This is a genomic window from Cryobacterium adonitolivorans, assembly GCF_004402695.1.
In the GTDB taxonomy this organism is placed as follows: Bacteria; Actinomycetota; Actinomycetes; order Actinomycetales; family Microbacteriaceae; genus Cryobacterium; species Cryobacterium adonitolivorans.
On sequence record NZ_SOFL01000035.1, the window covers coordinates 40344 to 58145 of the forward strand.

General features: G+C 67.5%; 15 protein-coding genes and 2 tRNA genes. 11 read left to right on the top strand and 6 right to left on the bottom strand.

Annotated features, from left to right (window positions below; genetic code table 11):
* Position 1: 1 nt before the first annotated feature.
* Positions 2–676, top strand: a complete 675-nt coding sequence (locus E3O42_RS10710) for a response regulator (RefSeq protein WP_134453936.1) — start codon at positions 2–4, stop codon at positions 674–676.
* Here the strand turns inward: E3O42_RS10710 and E3O42_RS10715 are convergent.
* Positions 673–1404: a hypothetical protein gene (locus tag E3O42_RS10715; protein WP_134453937.1), complete on the bottom strand. Its 732-nt coding sequence runs from the start codon at positions 1402–1404 to the stop codon at positions 673–675. The genes E3O42_RS10710 and E3O42_RS10715 overlap by 4 nt on opposite strands.
* An 83-nt stretch (positions 1405–1487) precedes the next feature.
* On the opposite strand from E3O42_RS10715, the gene E3O42_RS10720 reads away from it, so the two are divergent.
* Together E3O42_RS10720 and E3O42_RS10725 are read left to right on the top strand one after the other, a co-directional pair.
* Complete coding sequence (locus tag E3O42_RS10720; protein ID WP_134453938.1) at positions 1488–2471, top strand: L-lactate dehydrogenase; 984 nt, start codon at positions 1488–1490, stop codon at positions 2469–2471.
* Between the two features lie 3 nt (positions 2472–2474).
* Positions 2475–3428, top strand: coding sequence for an oxidoreductase (locus tag E3O42_RS10725; RefSeq protein WP_134453939.1), 954 nt, complete (start codon positions 2475–2477; stop codon positions 3426–3428).
* Between the two features lie 28 nt (positions 3429–3456).
* On the opposite strand, the gene E3O42_RS10730 is transcribed toward E3O42_RS10725, so the two are convergent.
* Positions 3457–3530: transfer RNA gene (locus tag E3O42_RS10730), tRNA-Gly, on the bottom strand.
* Positions 3531–3737: 207 nt separating this feature from the next.
* Between E3O42_RS10730 and E3O42_RS10735 the strand changes: the two genes are divergently transcribed.
* From E3O42_RS10735 to clpX, 5 genes are all read left to right on the top strand, one after another.
* Positions 3738–3814: transfer RNA gene (locus E3O42_RS10735), tRNA-Pro, on the top strand.
* Between the two features lie 54 nt (positions 3815–3868).
* Positions 3869–5272: a trigger factor gene (tig, locus tag E3O42_RS10740; RefSeq protein ID WP_134453940.1), complete on the top strand. Its 1404-nt coding sequence runs from the start codon at positions 3869–3871 to the stop codon at positions 5270–5272.
* Positions 5273–5437: 165 nt separating this feature from the next.
* A complete protein-coding gene (locus E3O42_RS10745; protein ID WP_104166568.1) occupies positions 5438–6037 on the top strand; it encodes an ATP-dependent Clp protease proteolytic subunit in 600 nt (199 codons plus the stop codon).
* Positions 6038–6049: 12 nt separating this feature from the next.
* Complete coding sequence (locus E3O42_RS10750) at positions 6050–6721, top strand: ATP-dependent Clp protease proteolytic subunit (RefSeq protein WP_134453941.1); 672 nt, start codon at positions 6050–6052, stop codon at positions 6719–6721.
* 157 nt (positions 6722–6878) lie between these two features.
* On the top strand, positions 6879–8159 hold the full coding sequence (gene clpX, locus E3O42_RS10755) for an ATP-dependent Clp protease ATP-binding subunit ClpX (RefSeq protein ID WP_134453942.1): 1281 nt from the start codon (positions 6879–6881) through the stop codon (positions 8157–8159).
* Between the two features lie 136 nt (positions 8160–8295).
* Here the strand turns inward: clpX and E3O42_RS10760 are convergent, their stop codons facing one another.
* On the bottom strand, positions 8296–10341 hold the full coding sequence (locus E3O42_RS10760) for a M3 family metallopeptidase (protein WP_134453943.1): 2046 nt from the start codon (positions 10339–10341) through the stop codon (positions 8296–8298).
* A 67-nt stretch (positions 10342–10408) separates the two neighbouring features.
* On the opposite strand from E3O42_RS10760, the gene E3O42_RS10765 reads away from it, so the two are divergent.
* From E3O42_RS10765 to E3O42_RS10775, 3 genes are all read left to right on the top strand, one after another.
* Positions 10409–11275, top strand: coding sequence for a class I SAM-dependent methyltransferase (locus tag E3O42_RS10765; protein WP_134453944.1), 867 nt, complete (start codon positions 10409–10411; stop codon positions 11273–11275).
* An 86-nt stretch (positions 11276–11361) separates the two neighbouring features.
* Complete coding sequence (locus E3O42_RS10770) at positions 11362–12825, top strand: class I adenylate-forming enzyme family protein (protein WP_134453945.1); 1464 nt, start codon at positions 11362–11364, stop codon at positions 12823–12825.
* Positions 12806–14017 carry a thiolase family protein gene (locus tag E3O42_RS10775; RefSeq protein ID WP_134453946.1) on the top strand — a complete coding sequence of 404 codons (1212 nt, stop codon included), beginning with the start codon at positions 12806–12808 and terminating at the stop codon, positions 14015–14017. The genes E3O42_RS10770 and E3O42_RS10775 overlap by 20 nt, the downstream gene beginning before the upstream one ends.
* Positions 14018–14100: 83 nt before the next feature.
* Here the strand turns inward: E3O42_RS10775 and E3O42_RS10780 are convergent, their stop codons facing one another.
* Genes E3O42_RS10780 through valS form a run of 3 tightly spaced genes read right to left on the bottom strand, consistent with a single transcriptional unit; the run spans position 14101 to position 17409 of the window.
* Positions 14101–14367, bottom strand: a complete 267-nt coding sequence (locus E3O42_RS10780; RefSeq protein WP_134453947.1) for a hypothetical protein — start codon at positions 14365–14367, stop codon at positions 14101–14103.
* 2 nt (positions 14368–14369) lie between these two features.
* Entirely contained in the window at positions 14370–14816 is a 447-nt protein-coding gene (locus E3O42_RS10785; protein ID WP_134453948.1) for a GNAT family N-acetyltransferase, read from the bottom strand.
* A 10-nt stretch (positions 14817–14826) separates the two neighbouring features.
* Complete coding sequence (gene valS, locus E3O42_RS10790) at positions 14827–17409, bottom strand: valine--tRNA ligase (protein ID WP_134453949.1); 2583 nt, start codon at positions 17407–17409, stop codon at positions 14827–14829.
* Positions 17410–17802 lie beyond the last annotated feature (393 nt).

A 17802-nucleotide genomic window follows, 5' to 3' on the forward strand; every position in this document is an offset into this window, starting at 1 on the left:
GGTGAGCACCCTTCCGCAGCCGGGCCCTTCCCAACCGCTACGCCTGGTCCTGGCCGAAGACTCCGTGCTGCTGCGTGAGGGCCTGGTGCGGCTGTTCGCCGAGGCGGGTTTCGAAACCGTGGCCGCCTACGGCGACGCCGACTCTCTGCTCGCCGAGGTGGACTCCCTGCGGCCCGACCTGGCCGTGCTCGACGTGCGGATGCTGCCCACCTTCCGCGACGAGGGTGTGCGCGCAGCCATCGAGCTGCGACGCCGGCTGCCGGGCATCGGCATTCTGCTGCTCAGCCAGTACGTCGAGGGCACCTACGTGCAGGAACTGTTGGCGTCGGGGGAGGGCGGCCTGGGCTACCTGCTCAAGGACCGGGTCGCGTCGCTTGACGAGCTGCAGGATGCCGTCGCCCGAGTGAGCGCCGGCGGCACCGTGCTCGACCCCCAGGTGGTGCGGGAACTGCTGGCCAGGCGGACCAACCCGCTGGCGGCGCTCACTCCGCGGGAGCGTGACGTGCTCGGCCTGATGGCGGAGGGGCGCACAAATGTGGGCATCGCCGAACGCCTCGTAATCGGGGTGGGGGCGGTGGAGAAGAACGTCACCGCGATCTTCGTCAAGCTCGGCCTAGACGACACCGGGTCCGATCACCGCCGGGTGCTCGCGGTGCTGGCCTTCCTGCAGGCTTAGCTGGTCGGTTCCCGGTTTCCCGGCCCGCCCCGGGGTGATGCTGCCGGCGGTGGCGACGGGAACAGGGGCGTGTACCGGCGCCAGAAGCCGAGGAACCGGTTTCGGCCCACCGTGATCGAGCCGGCAAGGAAGCCCACGCCGCCCGCGACCGAGATCGCGACGCAGATGAGCAGCGGCAGGCCCAGCCCGAGGGTGATCCCGGCCAGCAAGAGGCCGAGCAGGGTGGAGTTCACCGCGATGATGAACATCATGCTGCTGCCCAGCACCTGGCTGAAATTCCTCGGCCGGCCGCCCAGGAAGTAGTAGGTGGTCTGGGTGCCCGGTAGGTCGTCGAAGCGGGACGCCATCAGATACGGCGCGACGCCCGGGTCAAGATCCACGTACGCCGCCCGCAACCTGTTCATCGCGAGCACATAGGCCAGGTCCTCCATGCCCACATTCGTCACCCGCACCTGGGTGAGCACGCCAACGAGCAGGATGATGCTGAGTACCGTGAGCGCGAAGCCGGGGAAGCCCTCGTCGAATTTGGTGGCCTGACCGGCCAGGGCCAGGCTCACCAGTCCGGCCGAGACCAGGTAGAGGAACATGCTGATGCGGGTGAGCACCTCACCCTGGGTGGTGCTGCGCGAGGCGAGCAGGCTCCAGTGCTCGGTGGCGAGTAGCTGCGCGCGCACCGCGGGTGGAACCTCTGGTTTCGGCTCAGGCGACGCCGGCTCCTCGTCGGACATGCAGCCATACTGGCCCGCATCCTTCCGGCCGCACAGGGCACAGTCCGTGATGGAGCAGACCCGTGATGGAGGACACTAGGACCATGAGCGTGATTGAGAACTCCAAACTGGCCATCGTCGGAGCCGGTGCCGTCGGCACCTCCCTGGCCTATGCGGCCCTGATCCGCGAGTCCGCCCGCGAGGTGGCCCTGTACGACATCAACTCGGCCAAGGTGGCCGCCGAAGTGCTCGATCTCGCGCACGGCACCCAGTTCACCGGCGCGTCCAGGGTCACCGGCGGTGACGACCTCGACGTGGTCAGCGACGCCAACGTGGTCGTGATCACCGCCGGCGCCCGCCAGCATCCCGGCCAGTCGCGGCTCGAGATGGCCGGCGTGAACGTGGAGATCCTGCGCGACCTGATGCCCAAGCTCGTCAAGCGGGCCCCCGACGCCATCTTCGTGCTGGTGACCAACCCCGTCGACGTGCTCGCCGTGGCCGCCCAGCAGTTCAGCGGGCTGCCGCCGGCGCGGGTGTTCGGCTCCGGCACCGTGCTCGACTCCTCCCGGCTACGCTGGATGCTCTCCGAACGGGTCGGCGTGGCAATCTCCAATGTGCACGCCCTCATCGTCGGCGAACACGGTGACTCCGAGTTCCCGCTCTGGTCCCAGGCGCGTGTCGGTCCGATCTCCCTGGCCGACTGGATGCTCGCCCGCGGCGCTTCGGGATCCGCAGCCACCGGTTCCGTCCCGTTCTCCGAGGCCGAATTCGAGTCGATTTCGGACGAGGTCAAGAACGCCGCATACAAGGTGATCGAAGGCAAGGGCGCCACGAACTACGCCATCGGCCTCTCCGGCGCACGGATCGTCGAGGCGGTGTTGCGGGACGAGGGCGCCATCCTGCCGGTCAGTTCGGTGCTGACCGACTACCGCGGCGTCAGCGGGGTGGCCCTGTCGGTGCCCAGCGTCATCGACGCCAGCGGCATCGCCCGCGTCATCGACGTGCCGTTCTCGGCCAAGGAACAGGCCCTGTTCGAACACTCAGCCGCGACCCTGCGCGCCTCTCTCGACACCCTCGGGCTGGCCTGACCCATGGAGCCGAAACTCGGATACGGCTGGACCGAAGACAAGATCCCCGATCTCACCGGCACCACCGCCATCGTGACGGGGGCCAATTCGGGCCTCGGCTTCGTGACCGCGGCGCAGCTGGCCGCGCACGGCGCCTCAGTGACTCTGGCCGTGCGGGATGCCGCCAAGGGAACGGCGGCCGTCGAACGGATGCGCCCCCGCCTGCCAGACGCAGACCTCACCGTGCGGGTACTCGATCTGGCCAGCCTGGACTCCATCGCCGCGTTCGCCGCGGGATTCATGGCCGACACGGGTCGCCTCGACCTGCTGGTGAACAACGCCGGCGTGATGAACCTGCCCCAGCGGCGCACGGCAGACGGTTTCGAGATGCAGTTCGGCACCAACCATCTGGGTCACTTCGCGCTCACCGGGCGCGTGCTGCCGCTGCTGGTGGCCAGCCCGGATGCGCGCGTTGTGACGCTGTCGTCGGCCGTGCACCGCATCGGGCGGATGAACTTCGACGACCTGATGGGCGCCAAGCGCTACCGGCCGTGGCCGGCGTACGGGCAGAGCAAGCTCGCCAACCTGTTGTTCACCAGCGAGCTGCAACGCCGGTCGGCCGCAGCGAAGCTGTCCCTGCGGGCGGTGGCGGCGCATCCCGGATTCGCCCTGACGAACCTGCAGACCGCCGGCCCCGCCATGCGCGGCGCGAAGACCACCACCAGGCGCAGCCGCCTGGTCGCGGCGCTCACCAGGGAATTCGCCCAGCCGGCCGTGTGGGGCGCGTTGCCCACGCTGTATGCGGCCACTCTGCCCGGGCTGGCGGGCAACTCGTTCGTCGGGCCAGAGGGGTTCGGGCAGCAGCACGGGCATCCGGTGCCGGTGACGCGCTCCAAGCGCGCACAGAACACCGACGACGCCCGCCGCCTCTGGACCGAGAGCGAACGCCTCACCGGTGTGACCTACGCCTTCGCCTGAGCCGGAAGGGCCCAAGACCCTTGCAATATGGAGGGGATGACGGGAATCGAACCCGCGCCATCAGTTTGGAAAACTGAGGCTCTACCATTGAGCTACATCCCCATGTGCCACACGTGCTGGCACTCGAATATCGTAGTACAGGTTTCGGCGCAGGATGTGCCGCAGCGCCGACAAACGCCCCGGAACGCGCCCGGAATTCGCTCAGGGACGCCCCGGGCTTCGGGTCGTGCACTAGACTGACGGAGGTCAATCCGCCTGTCGCGTGAGTATGCGCGCCAAGTTGGTGGCCCCAACGGGTGAGATGACATCCGGGGCGTAGCTCAGCTTGGTAGAGCGCTCGGTTTGGGACCGAGAGGTCGCAGGTTCGAATCCTGTCGCCCCGACCATCACCCCCCTGCACATCTGTCGAACATAATCTGTCGAACACAGGAGATTTAAACGTGAAGTCCACGGTAGAAAAGCTGAGCCCCACGCGCGCCAAGGTCACCATCTCGGTGACTCCGGAAGAGCTGAAGCCCAGCATCACCCACGCCTACGGGCACATCGCCGAAGACATCAACATCCCCGGCTTCCGCAAGGGCAAGGTTCCGCCGCCCATCATCGACCAGCGCGTCGGCAAGTCCGCCGTGCTGGAGCACGCCGTCAACGAGAGCCTCGACGGTTTCTACCGCAAGGCCGTCGACGAGCACAAGCTGCGACCGCTCGGCCGTCCGGAGGCCGACATCGTCGAGTGGCCCAGCGACAAGGACTTCTCCGGCGACCTGCTGCTGGCCATCGAGGTCGATGTGCGTCCCGAGATCGACCTGCCCGCCTACGAGGGCCTCAAGCTCACCGTTGACGCCGTCGAGATCTCCGACGACGAGGTCACCGAAGAGCTGAACACCCTGCGCAGCCGCTTCGGCACGCTGATCACGGTCGACCGTCCCGCCACGTCTGGTGACTTCGCCCAGATCGACCTCGTCGCATCCGTCAACGGTGTCGAGGTCGACAACGCCAGCGGCATCTCCTACGAGGTCGGCTCCGGTGACCTCATCGAGGGCATCGACGAGGCCCTCGAGTCCCTCACCGCCGGTGAGACCACCACGTTCGCGTCGAAGCTCCTCGGCGGCGACCACGAGGGCGAGACGGCAGAGATCACGGTCACCGTCATCGCCGTCAAGGAGCGCGAGCTTCCCACCGCCGACGACGACTTCGCGCAGATCGCCAGCGAGTTCGACACCATCGACGAGCTCACCGAGAGCCTCAAGGTCCAGGTCGGCCGTTCCAAGGTCTTCGGCCAGGGCAACCAGGCCCGCGAGCTGCTCATCGAGCAGCTGCTCTCCTCCGTCGAGGTCCCGATCCCCGAGGCGATCATCGCCGACGAGGTGCACCGTCACCTCGAGGGCGAGAACCGCCTCGAGGACGAGACCCACCGCGCCGAGGTCACCGAGGCCAGCGAGAAGACCTTCCGTCAGCAGATCCTGCTCGACACCATCGCAGAGGCCGAAAAGGTCAAGGTGAGCCAGGACGAGCTCACCCAGTACCTGATCCAGGGTGCCTCGCAGTACGGCATGGACCCGAGCGAGTTCGTTCAGGCCCTCTCCGGCAACGGCCAGATCCCGTCCATGGTCGCCGAGGTCGCCCGTAACAAGGCCCTCGCGATCGCCTTGGGCAAGGCCGAAGTCACCGACTCCAACGGTGCCGCTGTCGACCTGTCCGAGTTCACGGCCGTCGTCGACGACGAGCCCGCAGCGGATGAGGCCACCGACGAGGCTGCTGCCGACGAGGCTGCTCCCGACGAAGCCGCCGAGGAGGCGCCCGCCGCCGAGGCCAAGCCGAAGAAGAAGGCTGCAGCAAAGAAGTAACCCTGACGCCTGATGGCGCCAGCAAACGGGTCGGATGTCTTCGGACATCCGGCCCGTTTTTCGTGCACCGCCGCCGGCGTGAATCTGCCGAGGGCGAACAGAGCCTTTTGTGCGCGTTGGACCCTATAGATTCATTCTGAAGCGACAAGCGAAACGGAGCGCGACATGGCCGAAATGGCACTTACACCCGGCGTTTTTGACAAACTGCTGGCCGACCGCATCATCTGGCTCGGCTCAGAGGTGCGGGACGATAACGCCAACGAGATCTGTGCCAAGATCCTGCTGCTGGCCGCAGAGGACTCGCAGCGGGACATCTTCCTCTACATCAACTCACCCGGTGGCTCGATCACCGCGGGCATGGCAATTTACGACACGATGAAGTTCGTATCGAACGACATCGTCACGGTGGGAATCGGACTGGCGGCCTCGATGGGCCAGTTCCTGCTCTCCTCCGGCACCAAGGGCAAGCGGTACATCACCCCGAACGCGCGAGTGCTGCTGCACCAGCCGTCCGGCGGATTCGGCGGCACGGCGGCCGACATCCAGACCCAGGCCAAGGTCATCCTCGACATGAAGAAGCGGATGGCCGAACTCACCGCCGAGCAGACCGGCAAGTCGGTCGAACAGATCCTCATCGACAACGACCGCGACAACTGGTTCACCGCCCAGGAGGCCCTGGCCTATGGATTCGTTGACCACCTGCGCGAATCTGCGACGCAGGTAGTCGGCGGCGGCGGCACCGACGACTCAGTGAACAAGAAGTAGGACGGGCAGAAAATGGAATTCACTAATTTTGGCCACCAGGCCGGCGGCTCGGCAACACAGGCCCCGCAGTCGCGCTACATCCTCCCCACGTTCGAGGAGCGCACGGCCTACGGCTACAAGCGCCAGGACCCGTACGCCAAGCTCTTCGAGGACCGCATCATCTTCCTCGGCGTGCAGGTTGACGACGCCTCCGCCGACGACGTCATGGCCCAGCTTCTTGTGCTCGAGAGCCAGGACCCCGACCGCGACATCGTGATGTACATCAACTCACCGGGTGGCTCGTTCACGGCCATGACGGCGATCTACGACACCATGCAGTACATTCGTCCGCACATCCAGACGGTCTGCCTCGGCCAGGCGGCATCCGCCGCCGCCGTGCTGCTGGCCGGTGGCACGCCCGGCAAGCGCCTCGCGCTGCCGAACGCCCGCATCCTCATCCACCAGCCCTCGGCCGGCGGCCAGGGCGGCGGCCAGGCCTCTGACATCGAGATCCAGGCGGCCGAGATCCAGCGGATGCGCGAATGGCTGGAAGAGACCCTCGCCGGTCACTCCAACCGCACCAAGGAGCAGGTCCACAAGGACATCGACCGCGACAAGATCCTCGGCGCGAAAGAGGCCCTCGAATACGGCCTGATCGACCAGATCCTGACCAGCCGTAAGAACGTTCCCACGCTGGTCAAGTAGCACCCCAACGACGGGTTGGCTCTCTGGCCAGCCTGTTCGCCGAACGGCGCGTCGCCCACCGGCGGCGCGCCGTTTCGCTTTGTTCCGTGGCTGCACGCATCTGTCACACGCACAAGCTAGGCTCGAATTCAGCGTCACTGATGGAGGAGGCTCACGGATGGCCCGAATAGGCGAGAGCGCCGACCTGTTGAAGTGTTCTTTCTGCGGAAAGAGCCAGAAGCAGGTGCAGCAGCTCATTGCCGGACCCGGCGTGTACATCTGCGATGAATGCGTTGAGCTCTGCAACGAAATCATCGAAGAACGTCTGGCCGAGGCGGGAGCCGAGGAAGTCGGCAGCGAATTCGAGCTGCCCAAGCCCCGGGAGATCTTCGGATTCCTCGAGGAGTACGTCATTGGGCAGGAAGCCGCCAAGCGCGCCCTGGCCGTTGCCGTCTACAACCACTACAAGCGCGTGCGCAGCCGCGCCACCCTGACCGCGGCCGACGCCATCCACGACGACGTCGAGATCGCCAAGTCGAACATCCTGCTGATCGGCCCCACCGGCTGCGGCAAAACCTACCTCGCGCAGACCCTCGCGAAGCGGCTTAACGTGCCGTTCGCCGTCGCCGATGCCACGGCACTGACGGAGGCCGGCTACGTGGGCGAAGACGTCGAGAACATCCTCCTCAAGCTCATCCAGGCCGCCGACTACGACGTGAAGCGCGCCGAAACGGGCATCATCTACATCGACGAGATCGACAAGATCGCCCGCAAGGCCGAAAACCCGTCGATCACCCGCGACGTGTCGGGGGAGGGCGTGCAGCAGGCGCTCCTGAAGATCCTCGAGGGAACTGTCGCCTCGGTGCCGCCGCAGGGCGGGCGCAAGCATCCGCACCAGGAGTTCATTCAGGTCGACACCACCAACGTGCTGTTCATCGTGGCCGGCGCTTTTGCCGGGCTCGACGACATCATCTCCCAGCGTGCCGGCAAGAAGGGCATCGGCTTCGGCGCCCCGCTGCACAGCAAGGGCGACGACATCAACCTCTTCAGCGAAGTACTGCCGGAAGACCTGCACAAGTTCGGGCTGATCCCCGAGTTCATCGGCCGGCTGCCCGTGGTGACCACGGTCACCCAGCTCGACCAGGTGGCCCTCATGCAGATCCTCACGGTGCCCAAGAACGCCCTGGTGCGCCAGTACCAGCGCATGTTCGAACTCGACGGTGTGGAGCTGGACTTCGAACAGCCTGCGCTCGAGGCCATCGCCGACCTCGCGGTCCTGCGCAAGACCGGCGCCAGAGGCCTCCGAGCCATCATGGAGGAGGTGCTAGGACCGATCATGTTCGAGGTGCCGTCCGCCACGGATGTCGCCCGGGTCGTGGTCACCCGCGAGTCGGTCCTCGAGAACGCGGCCCCCACCATCGTGCTGCACTCGGCTCGCCGCGAAGACAAGTCCGCGTAGCCAGACCCGCACGTTCCGGACCGCCCCCGACCTCGCGTTGGGGGCGGTTCTGCGTCTGCCACCGACAACTGTTCCCGCAACGGACAACTGCGGCCGGTGTGCCGGCAACAGTTGTCCGCGCGGGCAACAGTTACGCCTAGTTGAGGCCGCGGCGATCGAGCAGGGGCTGGATGTCGGCGTCGCGGCCGCGCCAGGAACGGTACGCGGCCAGTGGGTCTCCGCTGCCTCCCACACTGAGCAGCCGGTCGCGGAACCTGTCGCCGTTGGCCCGGGTGAGGCCGCCGTTCTCGGTGAACCAGGCCACGGTGTCGGCGTCGAGCACCTCGCTCCAGATGTAGGAGTAGTAGCCGGCGTCGTAGCCGCCGGAGAAGGTGTGCGCGAAGTAGGTGCTCGCGTACCTGGTGGGTACCACGGGGTTGTCGAGGCCCACCGCGGCCAGCGCGGCCGCCTCGAACGAGGCCACATCGCCAACGGTGTCGTCGGCGCCGATGCGGTGCCAGGCCTGGTCGAGTAGGGCGGCGGCGAGATACTCGCTGGTGGCGAAGCCCTCGTTGAACGTGGCCGACTCGCGGATGCGGTCCACGAGCTCCTGCGGCATGGACTCGCCGGTGCGGTAGTGCCTGGCGTAGTTCGCCAGGACCTCGGGCCAGAGCATCCACATCTCGTTGACCTGGCTGGGGAATTCGACGAAGTCCCGGTAGACGTTGGTACCGGCGAAGCGCGGATAGGTGACCTCTGCGAAAAGACCGTGCAGGGCATGCCCGAACTCGTGGAACAGGGTGGTGACCTCGTCGAAGCTGAGCAGGGTGGGGGAGCCGGCGGCGGGTTTGGGCACGTTGAGGGTGTTCGTGACGATGGTCGGTGTGCCCAGCAGGGTGCTTTGTGAGATCAGCGCATTCATCCAGGCACCGCCGCGCTTGGAGTCGCGGGTGTAGAAGTCGGCGATGTACAGGCCCACCGGCGAGCCGTCCTCATTCGCGACCTCGAAGACCCGGGCCTCGGGATTCCAGGCCGTGAGGTCGGGCCGTGCGGTGAAGGTGATCCCGTAGAGCCGGGTGGCAGCGTAGAAGACCCCGTCGTGCAGCACCCGCTCCAGTTCGAAGTACGGCCGCATGGCGCTCGTGTCGACGTCGTACCGTGCCAGTCGAACCTTTTCGGTGTAGAACGCCCAGTCCCAGGCGGCGAGCTCGAAGTCGCCGCCGGCGTCTCGTACCGCGGCCTGCAGCGCCTGCTGTTCGTCGCGCGCGTTGCGTGCCGCGGCCGGCGCGAGTCGATCCAGCATCCGGGCGACGGCTTCGGGGGACTTCGCTGTTTCGTCGGCCGTGACGTATGCGGCGTGGCTGGCGAAGCCGAGCAGCCGCGCGCGCCGGGCCCGCAGCCGGGTGATCTCGAGCACCAGCTCGCGGTTGTCGTGCTCGCCGCCGCGGATGCCGCGTGACCGGGATGCGGTCAACAGGCGTTCCCGAACCGCGCGGTCGGTGAGGGAGGCGAGGTACGGATGGCAGGTCGGCAACACCAGGGTGATGACGTACTTGCCGGTGAGACCCCGTTCGGCGGCGGCGCCGGCAGCCGCCGAGATCTCGCCGTCGCCGAGCCCGTCGAGCTCGGCGACGTCGTCGATAACGACGGCGAGGTCGTTGGTGTCGGCGAGCAGGTTCTTCTCGAACCGGGTGGAGAGGGTGGACAGGCGCATATTCAGGTCGCGCAGGGATGCTTTGTCAGCGTCGGAGAGCGCCGCGCCGGCGAGGGTGTACTCGGTGTGATACCGCTCGAGCAGGTACGCGGTCTCCGGGTCGAGATCCAGGGAGTCGCGTCGCTCCTGCAACGACGCGATACGGGCGTACAGCGCAGGGTCGAGCCGGATGGCGTCGGCGTGCGCTGCGAGCAGCGGTGCGAGCTCCTCCTCGAGTGCGGTGCCGAACTCTGTCGCGTCCGACGAGCTCAGCGAGAAGAACACCGTGGCCACGCGCTGCAGAACCTGTCCGCTGCGTTCGAGGGCGACGAGGGTGTTCTCGATGGTCGGCTCAGCTGGGTCTGCCGTGATGGCCGTGATCTCGGCGAGCTGCTCGGCCATCCCGGCGTCGAACGCCGGACGATAGTGCTCGTCGCGGATCTCACCGAAGGGGGGCAGCTGGTAGGGCAGGGTGCTGGGAGCAAGGAAGGGATTCGCGGAGTCGGCCATGGACTCAGCCTAGGACGCCGGTCGGCGGGGCCGCTCACAAGGGGGCCAGGCGTCGTACAGTGTCGGCATGAACAGTGTCGGCACGAGCAATGGAGGCCGGGGTGACACCCCGGAGCGACAGGAGACCGCACCCCGTGCCGGGCATCCGTTCGGTCACGAGCACCCGCAACGGGTATTGACCTGGCGCACCGCCGAGAATTCCGCCGGCTACCTGCTCCCGCACCTTCGACCCGGCCTCAGCTTGGTCGACGTCTCGAGCGGAGCGGGCACCGTCACGCTCGATCTGGCCCGACGGCTCGCGCCGGGCTCCGTTCTCGGCGTGGACACGTCGGCCCTGGCCGTGCAGCAGGCGGCGGGCCTGGCTTTCGATGAGGGAGTGCACAACGCCCGGTTCGCGGTCGGGAACGCCTATGCGCTGCCGGCGGAGGACGCATCCGTGGATATCGTGCATGCGCACCAGGTGTTGCAGCACCTGGACAGCCCGGTGGCGGCGTTGCGCGAGATGAGGCGGGTCCTCAAGCCCGGCGGCATTCTCGCCGCCCGCGATGCGGACTACGGCGCCGTGGCCTGGTACCCGAAGCTGGCCGGACTCAGCTCCTGGATTCAGGTGTACCGGGCCGTGCACAGGTTCGACGGCGGCGACCCCGACGCCGGTCGGGCGTTGAAGGCGTGGGCCAGGCAGGCCGGCTTCGACACGGTGAGCGTCAGCGCATCGATCTGGTGCTTCTCGTCGGAGGCGGAGCGGGAATGGTGGGGCGAATCCTGGGCGGCGCGCGTGATCGAGGCGGACTTCGCCTCTCACGCCGTCGAGTCCGGTGCTGCCCGGCTGAGCGAGCTGCACGAGATCAGCGCCGCGTGGCACCAATGGACGGAGGATCCGGACGGCTGGTTCGGCATGCCGCACGGGGAGATCATCGCCGTCCGTCCGTCCTAACAGGGCCGAGGAACCAGCACAGTGCAGTAGAACAGCACAGTGCTGTAGAAGCAGCAGAACAGCACAGTGCTGTAGAAATGGTACCGATGCCCATTCTCACGTCCCTCCAACGCTGGGCCGAGTCGTTCCCCGACCAGGTCGCCGTAGCCGTCGACGACGACAAGGTCAGCTACGCCCAGTTGCGCCAACGCATCCTCGACCACCACGGCACTACCGGCCTCACGGTGCTCAACCGGGTCAACAGCGTCGACGTCGTCGCTGACTTCCTCGCGGGTGTGTCGGGCAGCGGATGCGTCGCCATGCTCGACCCGCACTGGCCGGCGGGGCAGCGCGCCGAGGTCGAGGAGCGCCTGCGCGGCATCGCCACCGGATCCGATGCGCCCAGTGCGCCGGGTGCGCCCGGTCCCGGTGGACGCACCGCGGAGCGTCTTACCGACGGTCCGGCAGAGTCCACCTTCCTCTACGGGTTCACCTCGGGAACAACCTCCCTGCCCAAGGCCTTCCGCCGCACGCGGCGGTCCTGGCAGCGGTCACTCGAGCACAGCGCCGAGGTGCTGCACCTCACCCGGCATGACCGCACTCTCGCACCGGGTCCGCTCACTGCCAGCCTCAACCTCTACGCGCTGGCCGAATCGCTGCAGGCCGGCGGCAGCTTCCATACCCTGGAGAGGTTTGGCGTGGCGGCCGTGCTGGGCTGCCTCGAGCGAGAACGGATCACCAGGCTGGTGGCCGTTCCCACCGTGCTGCGGCTCCTCGCCGACCGGGCAGTGGCGGCCGGCCGGGTGGATCGCGGGCTCACCTGCATCGTGAGCGGTGGGGCCAGGCTCGACGCGGCCACCGCTGGGCTGCTGCAACGGTGGGCGCCCCACGCCACCATCGTGAGCTATTACGGCGCCGCCGAGTTGGGCTTCGTCGCGGCGTCGTCGGTGGCCCCTGGCGACGCTGCCGGCAGCGGCAGCGGCAGCGGCAGCGGCAGCGCCGGCGCCGACAGCGCCGTGGGCCAACCCTTTCCCGGGGTCAGCATCCGTATCGCGGACGACGACGGCCGACCGCTCCCCGCCGGCGCGACCGGAACCATCCAGGTTGTCAGCGACTTCGTCTGTGACGGCTACCTGTGGGGCGATGACGGCGAGGCGTTCACGCGCGTCGGCGGCTGGTGCACGGTCGGCGACCAGGGCTTTCTCGACGAGTCCGGCGTGCTTCACGTGCTGGGTCGCCGTGCCGATATGATCGTCAGCGCCGGCACCAATGTGTATCCGCAGGAGGTGGAGGCCGCCCTGCACCGGGTGCCAGGTGTGCAGGCCGCCGTGGTGACGGGATGCCCCGATGCCGTTGTCGGCACCCGGGTCGTCGCCGCCGTGGTCGCCGAGCCCGCGGTGGACGCCGCCCGGCTGCGGAACGCCTGCATCTCGGCGCTGGCCGGCGAGCACCGGCCGCGTGATTTCTTCCGGCTGACCGAGCTTCCCGTGACGACGGCCGGCAAGGTCAGTCGCGGCCTGCTTGCCCGGTGGATCGAGGAGGAGGACCCCCGTGTCGTTCGCCTCCGCTGATCCGCTCCGCCCCACTCCGGGTGTCGTCCCTGATGACCGGCAGCCCGTCATCCTGCTGGGCCGTCGCACGGCGTTCACCCGCCGCAACGGGGCCCTGCGCGGCCTGACCGCCGCAGAGCTGCTGGCGCCGGTGCTCGAGGCGGTCCTGGCCGACAGCGGCCTGCCCGCCGCAGACGTCGATGACGTGATCATCGGCAATGCCGTGGCTGGCGGCGGCAATGTGGCACGACTGGCCCTGCTTACGGCGGGACTTCCGCCGGCCGTTCCCGGGGTGACCATCGACCGGCAGTGCGGATCCGGCCTGGAGGCCATCGTTCTCGCCTGCCGGCTCGTGCAGGCCGGTGCCGGCAGCCTGTACCTCGCGGGCGGGGTCGAGAGCACGAGCACGGCGCCGCTGCGGGCCCACCGGCTCAGTTCCACGGAGGGCGCCCCGGACTTCTATGACCGGGTGAGATTCTCGCCCGACGACATCGGCGACCCGGACATGGGCGTTGCGGCCGAGACCGTCGCGGCCGCCTACGGCATCGAACGCGAGCGGCAGGATTCCTTTGCCCTCCGCAGCCACCGGCTCGCTGTTGAGGCCGGGCAGGCGGGCTACTTCGCCACCGAGATCGTCGACGTTGGGACGACGAACGGGCCGGTCTCAGTGGACTCCGGACCGCGGCCGGCCCTGGCCCCGAGCCTCCTGGCCCGGTTCCCCGCGGTGTTCGCGGCGGGGGGAACCGTCACGGCCGGTAACTCCTGCGGCGACGCGGATGGCGCCGTGGTGGTGGTTGTCACCAGCCGGGCGCGGGCGGCCGCTCTCGGCGCATCCGGTTGCCTGGCCTTCGTGGATGCGGTGCCGGCGGGCGTCGACCCCAACCTGCTCGGGATCGGCGGCGCGACGGCTGCACTCGGGCTCTTCGCTCGTACCGGTGTATCGGCCGCGCAGCTGGGCAGGGTCGAGTTTACCGAGGCGTTCGCGTCGCAGACGCTGGCGTCGCTGGACCTGATGGAGGTCCCGGTGGAGCGCGCCAACCAGCAGGGCGGTGCCATCGCGCTCGGGCACCCCTACGGAGCGTCCGGTGCGCTCCTGGTTCTGCGCCTGCTCAGCCAGTGCCGCGCCGGGGCTTCGGCGGGTGAGCTATCCTTGAGCGCCCTGAGCATCGCGGGCGGACTGGGCCTCGCCGCCCTGTGGCGGTGGGAGAACTAGGGCAGTGGGGAACTAGGGCAGTGGGGAACTAGGGCAGTGGGGAACTAGGGGGTGGGAGAACTGTGGCAGTGGGAGGACGGAGTCTAGATCCAGTCTTCGTCGTCCTCCACGACGATGGCGGGCTGCGTGATGGTGGCGCTGTCTTCCTTGGGGTCGAACCTGATGACGGTGCCGTCATCGAGTTCGATGACCGGGTTGCCCTCCAGCCAGGTCAACGTCCAGCGCCAGGCGCTGGTGTCGTCCGGCAGCGCCGCCAGGTCTCCCTCCACGGCCTGCAGGGCGATGACGACGACCTCGGGCAGCCCGGACGGCGGGTCTGCGCCGAGGGGCCAGCGGGTTCCGAGCTGCATGGTTAGACCTCGGCCTCGTAGGTGACCCAGCTGGTGCGGGCGCCGACCTCGTCGTAGAGCTTCTGGGCGGGCTTGTCATCTGCCGTGGTGATCCACTGCAGCTTGCGGTAGTTGTGCGCCTTGGCGTACTCGCGGGCGAACTCCAGCAGGGACTTGCTCACCCCACCGTTCCGAACGGCGGAGGTGACGAACAGGTCGTCGATGAACAGTCCGACATCGCCGCTGAGAGTGCGCGGGAACGCTCGGTAGAGCGTGAACCCCACGAAGTCACCGTTGTCGTCGACCGCGACAGCGCCGTCGAGGTCATGGTTCTTGTCGATGATCCAGCTCCACACGCGCAGCGCCTTCTCATCGGTCAGTTCGCTCTTGGAGAACTCGCTATAGCCTTCGAAGAGGCCGAGCCACGGGAAGAAGTCCTTGTCGCCCAGCGGGCGGACCTTGATTGACATGCGGTTCTCCTTAGATTTCCGACACCGTGGCGAGCACGATATCAGTTACGACCAGTTCCTCGGCCTTGACGAAGGTCAAGTCAGTGATGCGGCCTACAGCTTTCAAGTCGGCGGCGACCTGCGCGAGCAGGGCAACCTCTGCTTCCGGTCCACCGATGGTGGCGGAGGTGACGGCAGATTTCTGTGACGCCTTCGCGTCGGTCTTGGCACGGCGGATGCCCGTGAGTGCCCGGCTGGCCAGGTCCAAAAGCGCGATCCTGTCGGCATCCGGCGCTGTGCCTGAGGCCACGGGCCACGGGGCCAGGTGCACCGAGTCGTCGTTGGACCACGACCAGGCTTCCTCGGTGGCGAACGGCACGAACGGGGCGAACAGGCGCAGCAAGGTCGACAGGGCGATCCGCAGCGCGGCGACGGCCGAGGCCTGCTCCGGACCGGTTTCGCCGTAGGCGCGTTCCTTGACCAGTTCGAGGTAATCGTCGCAGAAGGTCCAGAAGAAGCTCTCCGTCGTTTCCAAAGCACGGGCGTGGTCGAACGCGTCGAACGCCGTTGTCGCCTGGCCGACGACAACGTCGAGGCGGGCGAGCATGCTCACGTCGATGGGTTCGGTCACCGGGGCCGCGTCATCGCCGGCGAAGCCGAGGATGAACTTGCTGGCGTTGAGGATCTTGATCGCCAGGCGCCGGCCGATCTTGATCTGGGTGGGGTTCTTCGGGTCGAATGCCGCGTCGGTGCCCAGCCGCGAGGACGCCGCCCAATACCGCACCGCGTCGGAGCCGTGCTGGGTGAGCACATCGGCGGGAGTGACCACGTTGCCCTTGGACTTGGACATCTTCTTGCGGTCGGGGTCGACGATGAAGCCCGAGAGCGCCGCGTGCTTCCACGGCGATTCGCCGTGCTCGAGTTCGGCGCGCAGAAGGGTGGAGAACAACCAGGTGCGGATGATGTCCTGGCCCTGCGGACGCAGCGAGTACGGGTACACGAGGTCGAAGAGTTCCGGGTCGCGCTCCCAGCCGCCGGCGAGCTGAGGGGTGAGGGACGAGGTGGCCCAGGTGTCCATCACGTCGACCTCGCCGACAAAGCCGTTGGCCGCTCCGCGCTGCTCGGCGGTGTACCCGGGAGCCACATCCGAGGACGGGTCGACGGGCAACACATCGCCGGTGGCGATTATCGGCTGGTCGAAGACCGGGTTGGATTCGGTGTCGAGCGGGTACCAGACGGGCAGGGGAACTCCGAAGAAGCGCTGGCGGGAGACAAGCCAGTCACCGGTGAGGCCGTTGACCCAATTCTCGTAGCGCACGCGCATGAACTCAGGATGCCACTGCAACGCGGTTCCGTGTTCAATCAGGCGGGCGCGCAGCTTCTCATCGCGGGCACCGTTGCGGATGTACCACTGGCGGGTGGAGACGATCTCGAGGGGCTTGTCGCCCTTTTCGAAGAACTTGACCGGGTGCACGATCGGCTTGGGGTCGCCGATCAGGTTACCGGACTCGCGGAGCAGGTCGACCATGGCCTGCTTTGCCGAAAAGACGGTCTTGCCGGCGAGCTGGGCGTAGGCGGCCTGCGCGGCCTGGGTGACGAGAACGTCGGGGGCCTCGGCGATGATGCGGCCGTCGAAGCCCATGATGGCGCGGTTGGGCAGGTCGAGTTCACGCCACCAGACCACGTCGGTCACGTCGCCGAACGTGCAGATCATCGCGATCCCCGAGCCTTTGTCCTTCTGGGCGAGGTGGTGGGCGAGCACCGGGATCTCGACGTCGAACACCGGGGTGCGCACCGTGGTGCCGAAGAACGGCTTGTAACGGTCGTCGTCCGGATGCGCAACAAGGGCGACACACGCCGCGAGGAGTTCCGGCCGGGTCGTCTCGATCTCGATGGTGGAGCCATCCGGCTTGCGGAAGGAGACCCGGTGGTAGGCGGCCGGCATCTCCTTGTCCTCGAGCTCGGCCTGGGCGACGGCGGTGCGGAACGTGACGTCCCACAGGGTGGGCGCCATGGCCTGGTAGGCCTCGCCGCGGTTGACGTTGCCGATGAAAGCCAGCTGGGAGGCGGTGATCGACTCCGGGGCGATCGTGCGGTAGCTCTGGTTCCAGTCCACGCTGAGGCCGAGAGTGCGCCAGAGTTCCTCGAACTGCTTCTCATCCTCGACGGTGAGGCGTTCGCAGAGTTCGATAAAGTTGCGGCGGCTCACGGGGAGCTGGTCGGCGGCCTTAGTGCTCTTGCCGTCGCCGCCCTCGAATGGCGGCACGAAGTCAGACGTGTAGGGCAGCGACGGGTCGCAGCGCACACCGTAGAAATTCTGCACGCGTCGCTCGGTGGGCAGGCCGTTGTCATCCCAGCCCATCGGATAGAAGACGCTCTTGCCGCGCATGCGCTGGAAGCGGGCGACGACATCGGTGTGGGTGTAGCTGAAGACATGGCCGATGTGCAGCGAGCCGGAGGCCGTGGGCGGGGGAGTGTCGATCGAGAAGATCGACTCCTTCGTCGCGGCGGCGCGGTCGAAGCGATAAGTGCCCTGTGCCTCCCAGCTGGTCTCCCACTTGGCTTCCAGCCCTTCGAGGGCGGGCTTTTCGGGAACGCGGTCAGCGTTGGTCATGACACTCCGATTCGATTCAGCGGCACCGTGTCGATGGTGAGGTGCCTTCAGTACTGCAGAACCAATCTAGCCGATCCCGTGCCCGAAGCTGCATTTCGACAGGGTGAACGGGCTGATCCGACCGAGGATCGTCGCGAGGATCGCGACATTGTCGGCTCTCGGAAGCGAGCGGCGGGTTGGCAAGAATCTGACCTGACAATTTTTGGACGCGCCCGATTAGAACGGTGGATCCTCGGGCAGGTCGCTCGTCCTGGGCCGAGCCGGTGCTGCCGGCGGCTGTGTGATCGGGGTCAGTGTGGGTGGTGGTCCGAGGGTGGTTTCGGGGTAGGTGCGGTGGGTTTGGCCGGCCGGTGAGGTCCAGCGCAGGACCCCGCCCGGTTCTTGGACTACGTC

Excerpts from the sequence above, each read along its gene's own strand:
- E3O42_RS10715 (WP_134453937.1), bottom strand. The coding sequence starts at position 1,404 with ATGTCCGACGAGGAGCCGGCGTCGCCTGAGCCGAAACCAGAGGTTCCA.
- E3O42_RS10720 (WP_134453938.1), top strand. The coding sequence starts at position 1,488 with ATGAGCGTGATTGAGAACTCCAAACTGGCCATCGTCGGAGCCGGTGCC.
- E3O42_RS10725 (WP_134453939.1), top strand. The coding sequence starts at position 2,475 with ATGGAGCCGAAACTCGGATACGGCTGGACCGAAGACAAGATCCCCGAT.
- E3O42_RS10745 (WP_104166568.1), top strand. The coding sequence starts at position 5,438 with ATGGCCGAAATGGCACTTACACCCGGCGTTTTTGACAAACTGCTGGCC.
- E3O42_RS10750 (WP_134453941.1), top strand. The coding sequence starts at position 6,050 with ATGGAATTCACTAATTTTGGCCACCAGGCCGGCGGCTCGGCAACACAG.
- clpX (WP_134453942.1), top strand. The coding sequence starts at position 6,879 with ATGGCCCGAATAGGCGAGAGCGCCGACCTGTTGAAGTGTTCTTTCTGC.
- E3O42_RS10760 (WP_134453943.1), bottom strand. The coding sequence starts at position 10,341 with ATGGCCGACTCCGCGAATCCCTTCCTTGCTCCCAGCACCCTGCCCTAC.
- E3O42_RS10765 (WP_134453944.1), top strand. The coding sequence starts at position 10,409 with ATGAACAGTGTCGGCACGAGCAATGGAGGCCGGGGTGACACCCCGGAG.
- E3O42_RS10770 (WP_134453945.1), top strand. The coding sequence starts at position 11,362 with ATGCCCATTCTCACGTCCCTCCAACGCTGGGCCGAGTCGTTCCCCGAC.
- E3O42_RS10780 (WP_134453947.1), bottom strand. The coding sequence starts at position 14,367 with ATGCAGCTCGGAACCCGCTGGCCCCTCGGCGCAGACCCGCCGTCCGGG.
- E3O42_RS10785 (WP_134453948.1), bottom strand. The coding sequence starts at position 14,816 with ATGTCAATCAAGGTCCGCCCGCTGGGCGACAAGGACTTCTTCCCGTGG.
- valS (WP_134453949.1), bottom strand. The coding sequence starts at position 17,409 with ATGACCAACGCTGACCGCGTTCCCGAAAAGCCCGCCCTCGAAGGGCTG.